Here is a 15,602-nt window from a genome sequence, read left to right on the forward strand (position 1 = left end):
CTTGTTGGAGTGCGACTATGTTTTTGCAAAAGCGTCTGGCACTGGCCGCTTGTTTGCTGACTCTGAGTTTAGGGCTGGAAGCCTCACCGGCGCAGACCTACGATTTCGGTCAACCGGCCTCGGCCGCCCAGGCCACCCGCAGCGTCGAAGTGGTAATGGGCGATATGACCTTCAGTCCCAAGACCATCGATATCAAGGCCGGGGAAACCGTGCGTCTCGTACTGGTGAATAAAGGCCAGTTGCTGCACGAATTCAACCTCGGCGATGCACAGATGCATGCCAGGCATCAGCAGGAAATGCTCCAGATGCAGCAAAGCGGCATGCTGATGCCTACAGGTATGAAGGCCATGGACCACGGTTCCATGGCCGGAATGGATCATGGCGCCATGGATCACGGCATGAAGCATGACGACCCCAACAGTGTGTTGGTGGAGCCGGGTAAAACCGCCGAGCTGACCTGGACCTTCACCAAGGCCACTAACCTGGAATTCGCCTGCAACATCCCCGGCCATTACCAGGCCGGCATGGTCGGCAAACTGACAGTCAGTCAGTAAGCACTCAAAGGCGGGAGCAAAGGCTGGTAGAATCCGCTGATTCTTCAGTCAGGTTTCCGCCATGCATCCCGCAGCCGAACATTCGCCGCTGGGCAAATCCAGCGAATACATCGCCACCTACACGCCGTCCTTGCTGTTCCCGATCCCGCGCACAGCGAAATGGGCCGAGCTGGGCCTGACCGCGCAAACCCTGCCGTACAAGGGCGTGGACTTCTGGAACTGCTTCGAGCTGTCGTGGCTATTGCCGTCCGGCAAGCCTGTGGTGGCGATCGGCGAATTCAGCATCCCGGCGGATTCGCCGAACATTATCGAGTCGAAGTCGTTCAAGCTGTACCTCAACTCGTTGAACCAGACGCCATTTGCCGACACCGCCAGCCTTGAAGCGACGCTGGTGAAAGACCTCTCGGCCGCTGCCGGCAAACCGGTGGGCGTGCGGGTTCGCAGCCTGAAAGAGGTAGAGGCGGAAGGCGTCGTGGCGTTGCCGGGCGTGTGCATCGATGACCTGGACATCAGTGTCAGCAACTATGAGCATCCGCGTCCGGAACTGCTGCGTTGCAATGAGTCGCGCATCGTTGAAGAGTGCGTGCACAGCCATTTGCTCAAATCCAACTGCCCGGTCACCAGTCAGCCGGACTGGGGCAGCGTGGTGGTGGAGTATCGTGGTGCGGCTCTGGATCACGCGAGTTTGCTGGAATACATCGTGAGCTTCCGCCAGCACTCGGACTTCCATGAGCAGTGCGTAGAGCGGATTTTCCTCGACCTGCAGCGGTTGCTGAAGCCGGAGAAATTGACGGTGTACGCGCGGTATGTGCGTCGTGGTGGATTGGACATCAACCCGTATCGCAGCACCGAAGAGGTGCAACTGCCGAACCATCGCTTGGTCCGACAATAAAGAGCCATTGCGGGATTGCATTTGCGAATCCCGGATATGAAAAAGCCCCGCTATCGATAGCGGGGCTTTTTTGCATCTGGCAGGTTCAGATCCCCATATTGCCCAAGGCTTGCACAATGTTGCGCAAGGTGCCGGCCAATGTGGGATGTTCGAGTTCGAAGCGCTCGACGGCCAGATTCACATTGTCGGCGAGGTTGGTGTCCTGGGTTTTGGTTTCCAGCTCAAGCTCCAGTTGGATCTGTTGCATCAGCGCGTGCAGGTCTTCGCGCTCGGCTTCGGTCAGTGGCGGATTCTGTTCCAATTGCTCGCGCAGTTTATTGAGCTGATCTTGCAGTTCGCGGGCGGGCATGGCGTTCTTCCTTTTATCAATAGGCACTGGCATAGACCGCAGCGGCGCGCCAAAAGGTCTATGGCTGACCTTTAGATTAATCCACTCGCGCGCAACCTGCATGATCTCAGTCAGGGCTTTTCGCCTTTGAGCCGACGCAGGCTGATATCGGCCAGGCAGGTATCGAGCTCGCCCAGATGATCGATCACCGAATGCACGCCCAGGCCGAACAACTGCACCGTCGCCTTGCCGCGCAAGTGTTCCCGTTCCTTCTGGCTCAAGGCTTGCCATTCGTTCGGCGCGAGCCCGCATAGCGAGCCGCACGACGCCAGGCCGATGGTCCACAGCCCGGCGTTCAGGCCTGATTGCAGCAGTCGCGGCTCGCCGCTGACCAGCACGCAACCGTCCAGGCGCTCGACATTCAACGCCATCAAGGCTTGCCAGCAGGCATTCGGGGCCGGCCATGGATTGATTGTTTCCGAGTGTTGCAAAGATTTGATCCAGGCCGGAAGTGCGACGGCCAGGGAATGGCTGAGGGCAGGGGGTAGTTCATCAAGCCAGGCGCAGGGAATCCGTTGTCGCTGCAAGCTGGACAGGCTCTCCAGGGCGCCGGGCGTGACCTCGGCATGCTCGGCAGAAACGGTGCCGTGCTGACGCGTGCGCGCGCCGAAATCCACCAGGCAACCACTGAGACCGAACAGCACGGCGGTCAGATTCGGTGCGGCAAGGGGCAAGACTTCGGCGTGCGGCATGGAAACGTCCCTGAAATAGCGACAAGGCTATTCATGGACGATGACAATCGAGTGACACGGATGTGAATCGCTCGCCGTCAGGAGGCGTCGTTCGTAGACCATCGTGCACGATGCTGCCTAAACCGGGTTTTCCGTCATATACTAGCGGTCTTTGCGGCTGGGCCAAGCGCCCGCGTCAGTACAATCCAAGGAGTTTTTCTATGCGCTGGAGCAATCGACTCGCTCAGCTTTGTATGTGTGCCAGTGTATTGCTGGTTCCGTTTGCGACTCAGGCCGCCACGGAAGAAGACCCTTGGGAAAGCATCAACCGCCCGATCTACAAATTCAACGACTTTGTCGACACCTACGCACTGAAGCCGTTGGCTCAGGGCTACCAGTTCGTCACACCGCAGTTCCTGGAAGACGGCATCCACAACATGTTCCGCAACGTCGGCGATGTGACCAACCTCGCCAACGACGTGTTGCAGGCCAAGCCCGCTGCGGCTGGCGTCGACACCGCGCGTTTGATCTTCAACACCACCTTCGGCCTGCTGGGCTTCTTCGACGTGGGCACCAAGATGGGCCTGCACCGCAACGACGAAGACTTCGGCCAGACCCTCGGTTACTGGGGCGTGGGCAGCGGCCCGTACGTGATGCTGCCGCTGCTGGGTCCAAGCACCTTGCGTGATACGCCTTCCAAGTATGTCGATGGCTATACCGGTCCGTACCCTTACATCAACGATATACCGGTACGTAACTCGATTTACGGCCTGAACATCGTCGACACTCGCGCCAGCCTGTTGTCGGCCGAGAAACTGATCACTGGCGACAAATACACCTTTATTCGCAATGCATACCTGCAAAACCGCGAATTCAAGGTCAAGGACGGTAAGGTCGAAGACGATTTTTAATCTCGACCGGTAAAACGAAGAGGGCGGCCAATTGGCCGCCTTCTTTCGTTTGGCTTGCGGGTTAAGTCAGGGCTATTTCATCTTCAGGATTGTAAGCCCGAGTTTCTGGCCGCCACCGTCCTGTGCTTTCACCCACACCACCTCGGTGTCGGCTTCAAGGCCTTTGAGGGCTGCATGATCGGAATCGATCCGCACGCTGAGCCGGTCACCGACCTTGAATGAGCGGGGCGCCTCCAGCTGCATGCCGCTGCTGGAAAGGTCGATGCAGACGGCTTGCACCTCATCGCCTTCATGAATCAGCGACACATCGGCATCAACCCGCATGCGGATGAAATCGCGCTTTTCGCTGTAGTCCCGATCGGTTTGGCTCATGGGCTCGATCCTTCCTTTGGGTTACGGTTTTGCCTGTTCTTATAACTCTCGGTGATTTGACAAGTAAAGACGTCAAGCGACCATCGGCGTGAGCTTGAAACGCCTCGCGGATGGGAGTACCGTCTGCGCCTTAGAAGGGCACCTCTGGTGGAACAGTGAGTAGGGCAAACGCTCGAAAACGGTGCAGCAGAGAGGCTAGAAAGCGAATCCAGTAGTGTGTGCAGGGCCAAATGCCCAGCCTGCTACGCCAACCTAATTCTGGCGCCGTTTGCCCACATGCCAAAAACCAGTGCCACGCTGCTGATAATCGATGATGACGAAGTAGTGCGTGCGAGCCTCGCGGCCTACTTGGAAGACAGTGGTTTCAGTGTCCTGCAGGCCAGCAATGGCCAGCAGGGTCTTCAGGTATTCGAGCAAGACAAGCCCGACTTGGTCATCTGCGATCTGCGCATGCCGCAGATGGGCGGACTCGAACTCATTCGCCAGGTCACCGAACTGTCGCCGCAAACCCCGGTAATCGTGGTTTCGGGCGCCGGTGTGATGAACGACGCCGTCGAGGCCCTGCGCCTGGGCGCAGCGGACTACCTGATCAAGCCTCTCGAAGATCTCGCCGTACTCGAGCACTCCGTGCGCCGTGCCCTGGATCGTGCGCGTCTGCTGCTGGAAAACCAGCGCTACCGCGAGAAGCTGGAAAAGGCCAACCGCGAGCTCGAAGCCAGCCTGAACTTGCTCCAGGAAGACCAGAACGCCGGTCGCCAGGTGCAGATGAACATGCTGCCGGTGAGCCCCTGGACCATCAACGAGTTCCAGTTTGCGCACCAGATCATCCCGTCGCTGTACCTGTCGGGCGATTTCGTCGACTACTTTCGGGTCGACGAGCGTCGGGTAGCGTTCTACCTGGCGGACGTTTCCGGTCATGGCGCCTCTTCAGCCTTCGTCACCGTGCTGCTGAAGTTCATGACCACGCGCTTGCTGTTCGAATCCAAGCGCAACGGCACATTGCCGGAATTCAAGCCTTCAGAAGTCCTTGGTCATATCAACCGGGGCCTGATCAGTTGTAAGCTGGGTAAACACGTCACAATGGTCGGTGGAGTCATCGACGAGGAGACAGGTTTGTTGACCTATAGCATCGGCGGTCATCTGCCGTTGCCCGTGTTGTACACGCCAGACAGTGTTCGTTACCTGGAAGGGCGTGGTCTGCCGGTGGGCCTCTTCAATGAAGCCACCTACGAAGACCACGTACTGGAGCTGCCGCCGGTATTCAGCCTGACGCTGATGTCTGATGGCATTCTGGACCTTTTGCCAGAACCCACACTCAAAGATAAAGAAGCTGCTTTGCCTCAACGGGTCAAAGCGGCGGGCGGCAGCCTGGATGGTCTGCGCCAGGTTTTTGGATTGGCCACGCTAGGGGAGATGCCGGATGATATCGCCCTGTTGGTGTTGAGCAGGAATCTTTAATGAGTACCGGTAGAATCCAGTTCGCCGAGCAGGACGGCACCTTCGTCCTGAAGTTCGTCGGTGAAGTTCGCCTGACCTTGTGTTCGGCGTTGGATGCGACTATTGAGCGGATCTTCACTGCGTTGAACTTCAACGCCATCGTGATCGACCTGACTGAAACCCGTAGCATCGACAGCACCACCCTGGGCCTGCTGGCCAAGCTGTCGATCCTGTCGCGGCAAAAAGTCGGCCTGTTGCCGACTGTCGTCACCACCCACGAAGACATCACCCGGCTGCTGCAGTCCATGGGCTTCGAGCAAGTGTTCAACATCGTTGACCGCCCGATCCCATGCCCTGAATGCCTGACCGACCTGCCAGACCAGGACCAGTCCGAAGAAGTGGTGCGGATCAAAGTCCTCGAAGCACACAAAATCCTCATGGGCCTGAACGACTCCAACCGTGAGGCGTTTCATGACCTGGTGAACGCGCTGGAGCGTCACTGATTAATTCCCTGTGGGAGCGGGCTTGCCCGCGAAGGCGCCCTGACAATCACCACATCTTCCAGTGCTAAGCCCATTACCCGAATTCAACGCAAAAAAAGGGCGAACCCATGGTTCGCCCTTTTTGCATCCAGCTAACTCAAATCACAGCTTGGCCTGCAACAACGCCTCAAGCTTCTCCTGGTCCCGAGCAAACTGACGAATGCCCTCAGCCAGCTTCTCGGTCGCCATCGCATCCTCGTTGGACAACCAACGGAACTGCGCTTCATTCAAGCTCAGACGCGCTTCACCCGTATGCCCCGGCACCAATTTACGCTCCAGCTTGCCGGTATCCGCCGCCAGTTTCTCCAGCAGATCAGGGCTGATGGTCAACCGATCACAACCGGCCAATTGCTCGATCTGATTCAGATTACGGAAGCTGGCACCCATCACTACGGTTTTGTAGTCATTGGCCTTGTAGTAGTTGTAGATGCGCGTCACCGACTGCACGCCCGGATCATCCGCGCCGGTGTAGTCGTTGCCGGTGGCCTTCTTGTACCAGTCGTAGATACGGCCCACGAACGGCGAAATCAGGAAAACTCCAGCGTCAGCACATGCCGCCGCCTGAGCGAAAGAGAACAGCAAGGTCAGGTTGGTCTGAATGCCTTCCTTTTCCAGCTTCTCGGCAGCGCGGATGCCTTCCCAGGTCGAAGCGATCTTGATCAGCACACGGTCACGGCCAACGCCGGCCTTTTCGTACAAGTCGATCAGACGGTGCGCACGCTTCAATACGGCGTCAGTGTCGAACGACAGGCGCGCATCCACTTCAGTGGAAATACGGCCAGGAATTACCTTCAGAATCTCTTGCCCCACCGCCACACCAAAACGGTCACTGGCCAGGCCCACATCGCCCTTGCAGTCGCTGACGCAAGCGTTCAGCAACTCGGCATAACCGGGAATGGCCGCTGCTTTGAGCAGCAGGGAAGGGTTGGTGGTGGCGTCCACGGGTTTAACGCGAGCGATTGCTTCGAAGTCGCCAGTGTCGGCAACCACGGTGGTCATTTGTTTGAGTTGTTCCAGCTTGGAAGTCATGGGCGTGCTCTGTCCTATGGGTCTAATGACATTACCCGAGCGCTGACAGCCACTCAAGGGTGCATGTGCGTATCGAAGGCCCCAGTGGCAACATCCTGGAAACGGATGTTTGAAAGGCGGGGCGTGGTCTCGGTAAATACGATGCTGAAATGGAGGGCAGGTTCAATGGAGGTGACGGTTAGCGTGCTGAGCAGGCCTGGGTCATGTCCTCAATGCTTACCGATTTGACCAGCTTGCGAATTAGACCTTTGAGCGCTCGGGCCGAACAAGTGACGGCCGCCATTTCAAAGCGGCCATTTTCTAACGAGACAGAGCGCGGACACCGTCGCGCGAAACCTGCAAGTGAGTGACGAGGGATTAACGTCCCTCCAACAACTCTGCCGCCTGATCCAGCAACGCCAACGGCTCTTTAGCCTTGTGAATATCCACCGACAACAACTGCCGAAACTTGCGTGCCCCCGGAAACCCGGTGCCCAGACCCAGCACATGCCGAGTGATGTGATGCATCGCGCCACCCGCCAGCAGATGCTCGGCAATATAAGGCCGCAACTGCGCCAGCGCCTCGGCCCGGCTGATCACCGGCGCCGTGCTGCCAAACAGCTGCTGATCCACCTCAGCCATCACATAAGGGTTGTGATACGCCTCACGGCCCAGCATCACACCGTCGAACGTCTGCAAATGCTCGTGACAGGCCTCGAGCGTCTTGATCCCGCCGTTGAGAATAATCTCCAGCTCCGGAAAATCCGCCTTCAACCGCGCCGCCACGTCATAACGCAGAGGCGGAATGTCGCGGTTCTCCTTCGGCGACAACCCCTCCAGAATCGCAATCCGCGCATGCACGGTAAAACTTGTGCACCCGGCATCCCGAACCGTGCCGACGAAATCACACAACTCCTCGTAACTGTCCCGTCCATTAATCCCGATCCGATGCTTCACCGTCACCGGAATCGACACCGCATCACGCATCGCCTTCACACAATCGGCCACCAACTGCGGATGCCCCATCAGGCACGCGCCGATCATATTGTTCTGCACCCGATCACTCGGGCAGCCGACGTTCAGGTTTACCTCGTCGTAACCGTGCTCCTGGGCCATGCGGGCGCAGGCGGCCAGGTCCAGCGGAACACTGCCACCGAGTTGCAGGGCGAGCGGGTGCTCGGCTTCGTTGTGACGCAGGAAGCGGTCGTGGTCGCCGTTGAGCAGCGCGCCGGTGGTGACCATTTCGGTGTAGAGCAGGGCGTGCTTGGAGAGCAGGCGCAGGAAGAAGCGGCAGTGGCGGTCGGTCCAGTCCATCATCGGCGCCACGCTAAAGCGTCTAGACACTGTAGAGCCTGAGACTACTGGGTATATAACTGATTTATTTAACATTTTGCTCTACGTGTTTAAAACCGTTTTATAGGGTAAATAGGCGTTTTTATAGGCCATTGCTACAACGTACCAACCCCTGTAGCAATTGTACCAGTTGACTATGGCCACGATCAGAGCACGCAAGCGCGCCGACGGCGGCACCAGTTACACGGCACAGATACGCCTGTTCCGATATTGTCAGGCAAGATTAAGCTCAGGCCCGACATCTAACGTGACTCAACCGAACGTGCCTCAGTCGGCTTCGTCTCTATTCGCGCGCCATGCCAGCGCCAGTGATAAACGTGACTAGCGCCAATGGCGTAAAGCCGATGTATCCAATGCTTGCCACGCTTCGGAGTGACACAGTTGATCCTTCGTCAGCCAGAGTCCTGCGTGCGGGCACAGGGACTCGGCGGGGAGTGCCAGCAGGTCGCTCAACTTCATTGCGCTGATTGAGCCTCGGTCTCTTTCATCCTCGGCTTCCCAGTCGCGCAGAAATAGTCGCACCTTCAAGACATCGGCATTAAAACCTTCAAACTGTGGTCGATTGTGGAGCCACTGAGGTGAATGCCTCAAGGTTCGCTCCTGGACATCCAACAGCAAGATCTGCCATGCCAAGCGACCTCCGTGGTCATCGTCGACGTTGGTATGGAGTCGAGTCAGCGCGAGATAACGTGCATCCTCGGACCAGATCATCGAGGGCGCGAGATGGCTGATGGCGCAACCGGACGCCGTCAGCAAATGCCCGCCCAGGCGTGGGCTCTGGACGCGTAGCCAACTGTCGGCGTATTCGGTTTCACAACCGAACAGCCACGCGGCATCTTTATCCATCGGTGCTGGCTGGACAAAGTTTCCATCGGCGATTGCAGACTGTGGCTGTTGAACCAGGCGCCAATCGGGGAGGGCGCTCAGACCTTGTTGGCTGACATTGAGCTCACACCACTCGTAGTAAAGCCGGGAGTCCTGTCGATACTGGCAAAATGCAGCGGCATCGTCCGCCTCGGGTGGCGATTGATCAAAGCGCTGCAATGGACTGCTTTGCCGATCCTGATCCAGGCGACCTCGAATCACTGCCAGGCTCAGTCTCGGCCCACGAAAGTCCAACAATCGTGCGACCAACAGAGGAGGGCTGTTCATCAATTGTCGTTCCTGTGCGTCGACCACCACCACGTGACCTGCTGTGGCGGGCGGCAGGGCGAACGGTATTAATGCGATGTAACGTCCAGTGTCTGAAACTCGATGATCGAGCAGCCAAACGCCCGGTAACTCCCAGCCCCCAATCCTGCAGGTATAACCCCCGAGCCCCAGGCTGTTGTCTTGCCGCCAGCTAAATTGAGCCCGCGTATCCCCAGTCAATGGTGCCGACTCGACCATCGTCGCGCCTCGCTGTCCATCACCCACCAGAGGCACGGCCAACCGCACGCGAGTCAGGTGTCGCTGCGCAACCTGCACCCGGCCGTTCGGATCATGGCCCACCTGAGACTCACAGTCGCTGTGTATGCTGTACAAGCCATAACCATAGCGACCGCGATCAGGCTGCGGGTAGTCGAAGTAGGACGATAGCCGCAGGTAGTGGTCATCCAGCTCCAGGGGGTCGCTCCAACCCACGGAAGGTTCGCTGTCGGCAGATAGCCACGGACAAGGCAATGCTTGCCAGCCGCGGTCTACGTGCCAGAGCCAGTATTCGAGGGCTTGCGGTTGCTCATCATCCATCCGTGCATGGCAAGCGAACGAGCGACTATCGTGATTCCAGATGATTGAGGTATCGGCCCTGATCAGCAACGAAGTGGGCTCACCGTTTATGCTCACGCGGTATTCCGGGCTCATCAGCGGGGCGCAAGGCTGTGGCAATTCGCGCAGGCTGGCCGGCAGCGCCAGGCAGGCGTCCAAACATTGCTGACCATCGGGGGACGTATGCCGGAACGTTTCGAGCGCAAGCTTTTTTTGCCAGGCTCCAGGCTCAACCCAAAGGTCAATAACGGGCACCAGGCTTACCTTTTCAGCCGTCGTCAGCAGTTGCTCCAGGCTGATCTCCCGTGCGCCGTTGTCGACCAGCGGACTGTAACGCCCACTCAGGATGCCGTCGTTAAAGGCATCCAGTTCCCAAAATTCATCACACGAACACTGGTAAAGCTGACGCAACTGTCGATCCAGAATCATCAACCCCCAGGCTTGGCGCGAGGGTAAAGGCGCGGCGAAATAACGTCCGTCATTCGAGAAGCGAGCCGACGACCCAAGGCCCTGGAGCAGCACCCCATCGGGAAACAGGTAATCGCACAGCACGGGCCCGCCCATGGCGATTTCGCTGTAGTTGAACACCCTGATGGGCTCGCCCTCGGGAGTTTGCTGAGGTTCGTCCCCACCCCAGGCACTGGCGCCACCTGAAGACTGACCAGGCGATAGCGGTGACGACTTGGCCTGTGTTTTATCGACCAGGCCAAAACGTCTTTCCAAGTGACTGACGCAAGCCAGCCCGAAGAACATCACAGCCGCTGCCCCCGCAATATCCCAGTACGCCGGCAAAGCCCTGCCCAGATTAAAACCCAGGCCTAGTGCGGCAGAGGTCATCAGCCGTGCAGCCCCTCGGCCGGTTCGTCGCCAACCGGCCCGCGCGGTCAGCCACATTAAGGCAGTACAACCCAGTACCACACCGAGTGCCCATAACAGCGGTAGTACCGCCACGAGGAAAATCGGGATCAACAGTACGGCGATTTGCCAAAGTAGATCGAGCAATAATCGAGGCAGGCTTTTTTCGTCAGTACGTTGATCCGAAGAGTGAGTCACCATTACCTCGAGAATAAATGGGCGATTTCAAATAAGCGTGTTTGCGTAAAAGAGAGATGCTGAGTTACCAACGACCAGCCTGACCGATGCAAAATGGGGCGACGCAGAAGCGGCGGGAGAGCAGGGCGAGTGTGGCAGTGATTGGTGGCATTGGCGTTTCTGGAATGGGTGAGGCTGGGAGGTGGGGAGTTTATCAGGATTGGGCTTGCGGGGCTCAGGTGAGTCTAGCGGAGGTAGTTGAGAGCGAGTGAAAACAGGAACGGAAGGGGTTGAGTGACTTGCAACAAAGAGCCATCGATATACGGACACCTCTGTAAGTTAATACGTGGTGTGCGCGTAATTACTTAGTGAGGTCAGTACTAAGTAGTAGCTAATTTTTTAACGTATGCGGCGAGCTCCAATTAATGCCATTGATGCTTGATTTCCTGCCACTGGTCGTCTGAAAGCCACTTATCTGCCGCCGGAAAGAAAATATTCTCCTCGGCGTCCATGTGATCGTAATATTTTTTGATGAAGTCATCGATAGTGTCAGCAATTACTCTCGTTTCGTGAGTTGTATCCTTCAGCATCTTCAACTGTCCAGCAATGCGCCCAAATGCCTGATGATCTCGCTCGATATCCTTGACCCGTTGGTGGATCGGCGCCTCAGTCGCTAGCAAGGCCAGCCGAATAAGTTCTTCATTTTCATGGTGGTGTCGCTCTGCATCACCATGCAAGGCTTCCAGCATCGTGAACAACAGCTTGCAGTCATCAGTTCCATCGGGTTCATGTCTAATTTTCCTCAGCAACTCTTTGATCTGAGTAATTTTCATAGACACTTCGTGATGATAGGTCAGAAGCTCTTTCAACAAAACGTTCATGTCAAATCCTCGTCACGACACCAGATCATCACAGAAATATGTTTTTTAACCAGTCACTCCAAAAGACGCCTGAATTTCAATAATTTCAATATCTTGTTAAGCGCACTCGCTGACACTGTTCAATCTTTTTAGTATAGGCGAGCACAAAGCTCCCACCCCGGGAAATTTTCCGCCTTTGGAAAAAATTGAAATATCGAGTGTATGTTTATATGCACTATCTGATCTGCCGGATCTGCGCCCGCGAAAACGGAATGAGAAAGCAGCGCCCAAATCGATGCGGTGGCAGTTGTGCGCGGGTCTGCAAGACCGGGAAACCAGGAACCCGGCAGACCCGAAGGTCTCCCGCACAAAGCCGCCATTGAGCAGGTGTGTCGCTTCAGAAAAAACAAGGATGCTGAACCAACGCTGTCGCTCAGCAATGTTTCATCAAGTTGGGCAGGCTCGCGGCATAGGATGACCACCTAAGACCGTGCTGCCTCACCTCCAGCCCACAGGAAACAACAAGATGATCTCGAACCTCTTCAAAGCCATGCTGATCACCGGTGCTTTGCTCTTGAGCGCCTGTTCGGGTGTGAGCACCAGTTCCTGTTTTTCAGAAGGCTGCCAACAATTCGATGGCCATAACCCCAACAAGGTGAACTTTGGTGGGAGCGCGATCGGCAACAGCTTTAATGAGTACAGCTCGGGCTTGCTGCACGACTAAGGAATGACGCAACGGCTGGGGTGTTTTCGCCGTTGCGTGATTTACCTGATGAACCGCGTGTTCTGATTTTACGACTGCTGCGCAGCCGAACGCAGGCTGCGCCAGCTGCTACGGGGAATGGACTAACGGGCTATTTAGCCTCTGGCACCGCAATCCACTGACCGAGGATTTTCTGGTAATTCCCCGTCACCTTGGCCAAATGCAGCCACTGATCGACATACATCTTCCAGCTGATGTCATCCCGCGGCAACAGATATGCCTTCTCCCCATACTGCATGTATTGCGTCGGGTTGACCGCGCACAAACCCGGTTTGAGTTTCTGCTGATACAGCGCTTCCGACGCATCGGTGATCATCACGTCAGCCTTCTTGTCCAGCAGTTCCTGGAAGATGGTCACGTTGTCGTGCAGCTGCAATTGCGCCTTGGGCAGGAAGGCGTGGACGAAGGCTTCGTTGGTGCCGCCGGCCGGTTCGACCAGGCGAACCGAAGGCTGGTTGATTTGTTCGAGGGTCTGGTATTTCGCCTGATCTTCGCAGCGCACCAGCGGGATTTTGCCGTCGACGTCCAGGGTGGTGCTGAAGAAGGCTTTTTTCTGGCGTTCCAGGGTGACGGAGATGCCGCCGACGCCGATGTCGCATTTGCCCGCGAGCATGTCGGGCATCAGGGTTTTCCAGGTGGTCTGGACCCACTCGACCTTCACGCCCAGGCTGTCGGCCAGCGAGCGGGCCATGGCGATGTCGATGCCCGAGTATTCGCTGTCTTCACCTTTGAAGGTATAGGGTTTGTAGTCGCCTGTGGTGCAAACGCGCAGTTGGCCTTGTTGCAGGACGGTGTCCAGGTGCGAAGGGCTTTGCTCTGCCTGAGCGCCGCAGGATAGCGCCAGCAGGCCACAGAGCAGCAATGTGCTTTTTATGGTTTTCATCGTTATCGGGCTTTTGTGATGGAGTGGGGGGCAAGGCTGGATCAGTGTAGTGAAACCGCTTCCTGGCTGTCAGCAATGTGCTCAGTCAATCACCGCCCGGCGCAGGCGCAAGGCATTGAACACCACTGAGGCAGAGCTCACGCTCATGGCCAGTGCCGCCACCAACGGGGACAGCAAATGCCCGGTCAGCGGGTAGAACAACCCGGCGGCGAGGGGGATACCCATGGCGTTGTAGGCCAGGGCAAAGGCAAGGTTCTGGTGCATGTTGCGCACGGTTGCCACCGACAGGTTGCGGGCATGCAGAATGCCGAGCAGGTCGCCCTTGACCAGGGTGACTTGAGCGCTGTTCATCGCGACATCGGTGCCCGTGCCCATGGCGATACCGACATCGGCACGGGCCAGGGCCGGGGCATCGTTGATGCCGTCGCCGGCCATTGCCACTCGGTGCCCGCGTTCCTGCATACCGGCGGCCAGGCGTTCCTTGTCCTGTGGCTTGACCTCGCCGTGGACTTCTTCGATACCCAGTTGGCGGGCGACGGCACGGGCAGTGGTGAGGCCGTCTCCGGTCGCCATGATCACCCGCACGCCATCGGCCTGCAGGCGTTCGACAGCGAGCCGGGTGGTGGGTTTGATCGGGTCGGCGACGGCGAGCAACCCCGCGAGCACGCCATCCACGGCCAGGTACATGATGCTGGTTCCGTCGCTGCGCAGTTGCTCGGCTTGAGGTTGCAAGGCTTCCAGGGCGATGCCGGCTTCTGCCATCAGGGCGGTGTTGCCCAGTTGAACACGGTGCCCGTCGACTTGGCCGCGCACGCCGATCCCTGACGCCGACTCGAACGTCTGCGCTGTGCTTAACACCAAGCCATTGGCGCGTGCATGTTCGACGATGGCGTGGGCCAACGGGTGCTCGCTGCCCTGGTCGAGGCTGGCGGCCAGGCGCAGCACCTCGTCAGCACTGTAGCCAGGCGCAGGTTCGACGCTGTGAAACGCCGGGCGGCCTTCGGTGAGGGTGCCGGTCTTGTCCACGATCAGGGTGTCGATTTTGCGCAGGTTTTCGATCGCCGCCGCATCCCGAAAGAGCACGCCGCTGCTGGCCGCCTTGCCGGTGGCGACCATCACCGACATCGGTGTGGCCAGGCCGAGGGCACACGGGCAGGCGATGATCAGCACCGCCACTGCATTGATGAGGCCGAACACCCAGCTCGGTTGCGGCCCCCACAACCCCCAGCCGACAAAAGTCAGGACGGCAATGGCGATCACCACCATGACGAAGTAGCCAGCAATCACGTCCGCCAGGCGTTGCATCGGTGCTTTGGAGCGTTGTGCCTGGACCACCATCTGCACAATTTGCGCAAGCACGGTGGCTGAGCCCACCTTCTGCGCCTGCATCACCAGGCTGCCGTGGGTATTGAGGGTGGCGCCGATCAGCCCGTCACCAGGGCGTTTCATCACGGGGACCGGCTCGCCTGTGAGCATGGACTCGTCCACCGCGCTTTCGCCCTGCAACACCACACCATCGACCGGGACCTTCTCGCCGGGGCGCACGCGCAAGGTGTCGCCGCTGTGCACATGGCTCAGTGCAATGTCTGTTTCGCTGCCGTCGGTGTTGATCCGGCGCGCAGTCTTGGGCGCCAGGCCGAGCAGTGATTTGATCGCGGCCGAGGTTTGCGAGCGCGCCTTGAGTTCCAGTATCTGCCCGAGCAGCGTCAGGGAAATAATGACCGCCGCTGCTTCGTAGTACACGCCAACCCGGCCGTCCATCATGAAGGTGGCTGGAAACAGGCCGGGTGTCAGGGTGGCGGCAAGGCTATAGAGGAAGGCCGCCGCGGTGCCGAGGCCGATCAGCGTCCACATGTTGGGGCTGCGCTGGATGACCGAACGCGCGCCGCGCACATAGAACGGCCAGCCGGCCCAAAGCACGACGGGCGTGGCGAGCACCAGTTCGACCAGGTTCTGTGTGGCGCCGTGAAACAGGCTCAAGCCATGGCTGCCCATCGCCAGTGCGGTCACCGCCAGAGTCAGAGGAAGGGTCCACCAGAAGCGCCGGGAAAAGTCCGCGAGCTCAGGGTTGCCCGATTCCTCCAGTTCGGGCAACACCGGCTCAAGGGTCATGCCGCACTTGGGGCATGTACCCGGACTGCGCTGGCGGATCTCCGGGTGCATGGGGCAGGTGTACTCTTTTTCGGTCGT

The 15,602-nt window shown here is 58.1% G+C and carries 15 protein-coding genes; 6 read left to right on the plus strand and 9 right to left on the minus strand.

Features of this window, described 5'->3' with window-relative positions:
- Window positions 1-17: 17 nt before the first annotated feature.
- Together F475_RS09250 and queF are read left to right on the plus strand one after the other, a co-directional pair.
- Window positions 18-554 carry a plastocyanin/azurin family copper-binding protein gene (locus tag F475_RS09250; protein ID WP_064616954.1) on the plus strand — a complete coding sequence of 179 codons (537 nt, stop codon included), beginning with the start codon at window positions 18-20 and terminating at the stop codon, window positions 552-554.
- A gap of 61 nt (window positions 555-615) precedes the next feature.
- Window positions 616-1,446, plus strand: coding sequence for an NADPH-dependent 7-cyano-7-deazaguanine reductase QueF (gene queF / locus F475_RS09255; RefSeq protein ID WP_018928144.1), 831 nt, complete (start codon window positions 616-618; stop codon window positions 1,444-1,446).
- 85 nt (window positions 1,447-1,531) lie between these two features.
- Here queF and F475_RS09260 read toward each other — a convergent pair whose 3' ends face one another.
- Window positions 1,532-1,795: a DUF4404 family protein gene (locus F475_RS09260; RefSeq protein WP_018928143.1), complete on the minus strand. Its 264-nt coding sequence runs from the start codon at window positions 1,793-1,795 to the stop codon at window positions 1,532-1,534.
- A gap of 110 nt (window positions 1,796-1,905) precedes the next feature.
- Window positions 1,906-2,526, minus strand: coding sequence for a hypothetical protein (locus F475_RS09265; RefSeq protein ID WP_064616956.1), 621 nt, complete (start codon window positions 2,524-2,526; stop codon window positions 1,906-1,908).
- A 200-nt stretch (window positions 2,527-2,726) separates the two neighbouring features.
- Here F475_RS09265 and F475_RS09270 point away from each other — a divergent pair, with 200 nt between their 5' ends.
- Complete coding sequence (locus tag F475_RS09270) at window positions 2,727-3,416, plus strand: VacJ family lipoprotein (RefSeq protein ID WP_018928141.1); 690 nt, start codon at window positions 2,727-2,729, stop codon at window positions 3,414-3,416.
- A 72-nt stretch (window positions 3,417-3,488) separates the two neighbouring features.
- Here the strand turns inward: F475_RS09270 and F475_RS09275 are convergent, their stop codons facing one another.
- Window positions 3,489-3,788 carry a PilZ domain-containing protein gene (locus F475_RS09275; protein ID WP_007935265.1) on the minus strand — a complete coding sequence of 100 codons (300 nt, stop codon included), beginning with the start codon at window positions 3,786-3,788 and terminating at the stop codon, window positions 3,489-3,491.
- A gap of 276 nt (window positions 3,789-4,064) precedes the next feature.
- Here F475_RS09275 and rssB point away from each other — a divergent pair, with 276 nt between their 5' ends.
- Together rssB and rssC are read left to right on the plus strand one after the other, a co-directional pair.
- The gene (gene rssB, locus F475_RS09280) at window positions 4,065-5,246 is read left to right on the plus strand and encodes a two-component system response regulator RssB (RefSeq protein ID WP_018928140.1); all 1,182 of its coding nucleotides are present in this window, start codon (window positions 4,065-4,067) and stop codon (window positions 5,244-5,246) included.
- Window positions 5,246-5,728, plus strand: a complete 483-nt coding sequence (rssC, locus tag F475_RS09285) for an anti-sigma factor antagonist RssC (RefSeq protein WP_007935262.1) — start codon at window positions 5,246-5,248, stop codon at window positions 5,726-5,728. Before rssB ends, rssC begins: the two co-directional genes overlap by 1 nt.
- Window positions 5,729-5,869: 141 nt before the next feature.
- Here rssC and tal read toward each other — a convergent pair whose 3' ends face one another.
- The 4 genes from tal to F475_RS09310 all read right to left on the minus strand — a co-directional run bounded on the left by tal (window position 5,870) and on the right by F475_RS09310 (window position 11,787).
- Window positions 5,870-6,796, minus strand: coding sequence for a transaldolase (gene tal, locus F475_RS09290; RefSeq protein ID WP_018928139.1), 927 nt, complete (start codon window positions 6,794-6,796; stop codon window positions 5,870-5,872).
- Between the two features lie 357 nt (window positions 6,797-7,153).
- Window positions 7,154-8,164: a tRNA dihydrouridine(20/20a) synthase DusA gene (dusA, locus tag F475_RS09295; RefSeq protein ID WP_111453772.1), complete on the minus strand. Its 1,011-nt coding sequence runs from the start codon at window positions 8,162-8,164 to the stop codon at window positions 7,154-7,156.
- Window positions 8,165-8,449: 285 nt separating this feature from the next.
- Complete coding sequence (locus tag F475_RS09305) at window positions 8,450-10,930, minus strand: hypothetical protein (RefSeq protein ID WP_111453774.1); 2,481 nt, start codon at window positions 10,928-10,930, stop codon at window positions 8,450-8,452.
- Window positions 10,931-11,328: 398 nt separating this feature from the next.
- Window positions 11,329-11,787 (minus strand): hemerythrin domain-containing protein, encoded by a 459-nt coding sequence (locus F475_RS09310; RefSeq protein WP_018928134.1) that lies wholly within the window; start codon window positions 11,785-11,787, stop codon window positions 11,329-11,331.
- Between the two features lie 505 nt (window positions 11,788-12,292).
- On the opposite strand from F475_RS09310, the gene F475_RS09315 reads away from it, so the two are divergent.
- On the plus strand, window positions 12,293-12,490 hold the full coding sequence (locus tag F475_RS09315; RefSeq protein ID WP_019582096.1) for a hypothetical protein: 198 nt from the start codon (window positions 12,293-12,295) through the stop codon (window positions 12,488-12,490).
- 130 nt (window positions 12,491-12,620) lie between these two features.
- On the opposite strand, the gene F475_RS09320 is transcribed toward F475_RS09315, so the two are convergent.
- Both F475_RS09320 and F475_RS09325 read right to left on the minus strand, forming a co-directional pair.
- Window positions 12,621-13,412 carry a transporter substrate-binding domain-containing protein gene (locus F475_RS09320; protein ID WP_111453775.1) on the minus strand — a complete coding sequence of 264 codons (792 nt, stop codon included), beginning with the start codon at window positions 13,410-13,412 and terminating at the stop codon, window positions 12,621-12,623.
- A gap of 81 nt (window positions 13,413-13,493) precedes the next feature.
- Window positions 13,494-15,575: a copper-translocating P-type ATPase gene (locus F475_RS09325; protein WP_256597095.1), complete on the minus strand. Its 2,082-nt coding sequence runs from the start codon at window positions 15,573-15,575 to the stop codon at window positions 13,494-13,496.
- Window positions 15,576-15,602: the final 27 nt, after the last annotated feature.

This window comes from Pseudomonas sp. URMO17WK12:I6 (assembly GCF_003253625.1).
Classification (GTDB): Bacteria; Pseudomonadota; Gammaproteobacteria; order Pseudomonadales; family Pseudomonadaceae; genus Aquipseudomonas.

Excerpts from the sequence above, each read along its gene's own strand:
- F475_RS09250 (WP_064616954.1), top strand. The coding sequence starts at position 18 with ATGTTTTTGCAAAAGCGTCTGGCACTGGCCGCTTGTTTGCTGACTCTG.
- queF (WP_018928144.1), top strand. The coding sequence starts at position 616 with ATGCATCCCGCAGCCGAACATTCGCCGCTGGGCAAATCCAGCGAATAC.
- F475_RS09260 (WP_018928143.1), bottom strand. The coding sequence starts at position 1,795 with ATGCCCGCCCGCGAACTGCAAGATCAGCTCAATAAACTGCGCGAGCAA.
- F475_RS09265 (WP_064616956.1), bottom strand. The coding sequence starts at position 2,526 with ATGCCGCACGCCGAAGTCTTGCCCCTTGCCGCACCGAATCTGACCGCC.
- F475_RS09270 (WP_018928141.1), top strand. The coding sequence starts at position 2,727 with ATGCGCTGGAGCAATCGACTCGCTCAGCTTTGTATGTGTGCCAGTGTA.
- F475_RS09275 (WP_007935265.1), bottom strand. The coding sequence starts at position 3,788 with ATGAGCCAAACCGATCGGGACTACAGCGAAAAGCGCGATTTCATCCGC.
- rssB (WP_018928140.1), top strand. The coding sequence starts at position 4,065 with ATGCCAAAAACCAGTGCCACGCTGCTGATAATCGATGATGACGAAGTA.
- rssC (WP_007935262.1), top strand. The coding sequence starts at position 5,246 with ATGAGTACCGGTAGAATCCAGTTCGCCGAGCAGGACGGCACCTTCGTC.
- tal (WP_018928139.1), bottom strand. The coding sequence starts at position 6,796 with ATGACTTCCAAGCTGGAACAACTCAAACAAATGACCACCGTGGTTGCC.
- dusA (WP_111453772.1), bottom strand. The coding sequence starts at position 8,164 with ATGTTAAATAAATCAGTTATATACCCAGTAGTCTCAGGCTCTACAGTG.
- F475_RS09305 (WP_111453774.1), bottom strand. The coding sequence starts at position 10,930 with ATGGTGACTCACTCTTCGGATCAACGTACTGACGAAAAAAGCCTGCCT.
- F475_RS09310 (WP_018928134.1), bottom strand. The coding sequence starts at position 11,787 with ATGAACGTTTTGTTGAAAGAGCTTCTGACCTATCATCACGAAGTGTCT.
- F475_RS09315 (WP_019582096.1), top strand. The coding sequence starts at position 12,293 with ATGATCTCGAACCTCTTCAAAGCCATGCTGATCACCGGTGCTTTGCTC.
- F475_RS09320 (WP_111453775.1), bottom strand. The coding sequence starts at position 13,412 with ATGAAAACCATAAAAAGCACATTGCTGCTCTGTGGCCTGCTGGCGCTA.
- F475_RS09325 (WP_256597095.1), bottom strand. The coding sequence starts at position 15,575 with ATGCACCCGGAGATCCGCCAGCGCAGTCCGGGTACATGCCCCAAGTGC.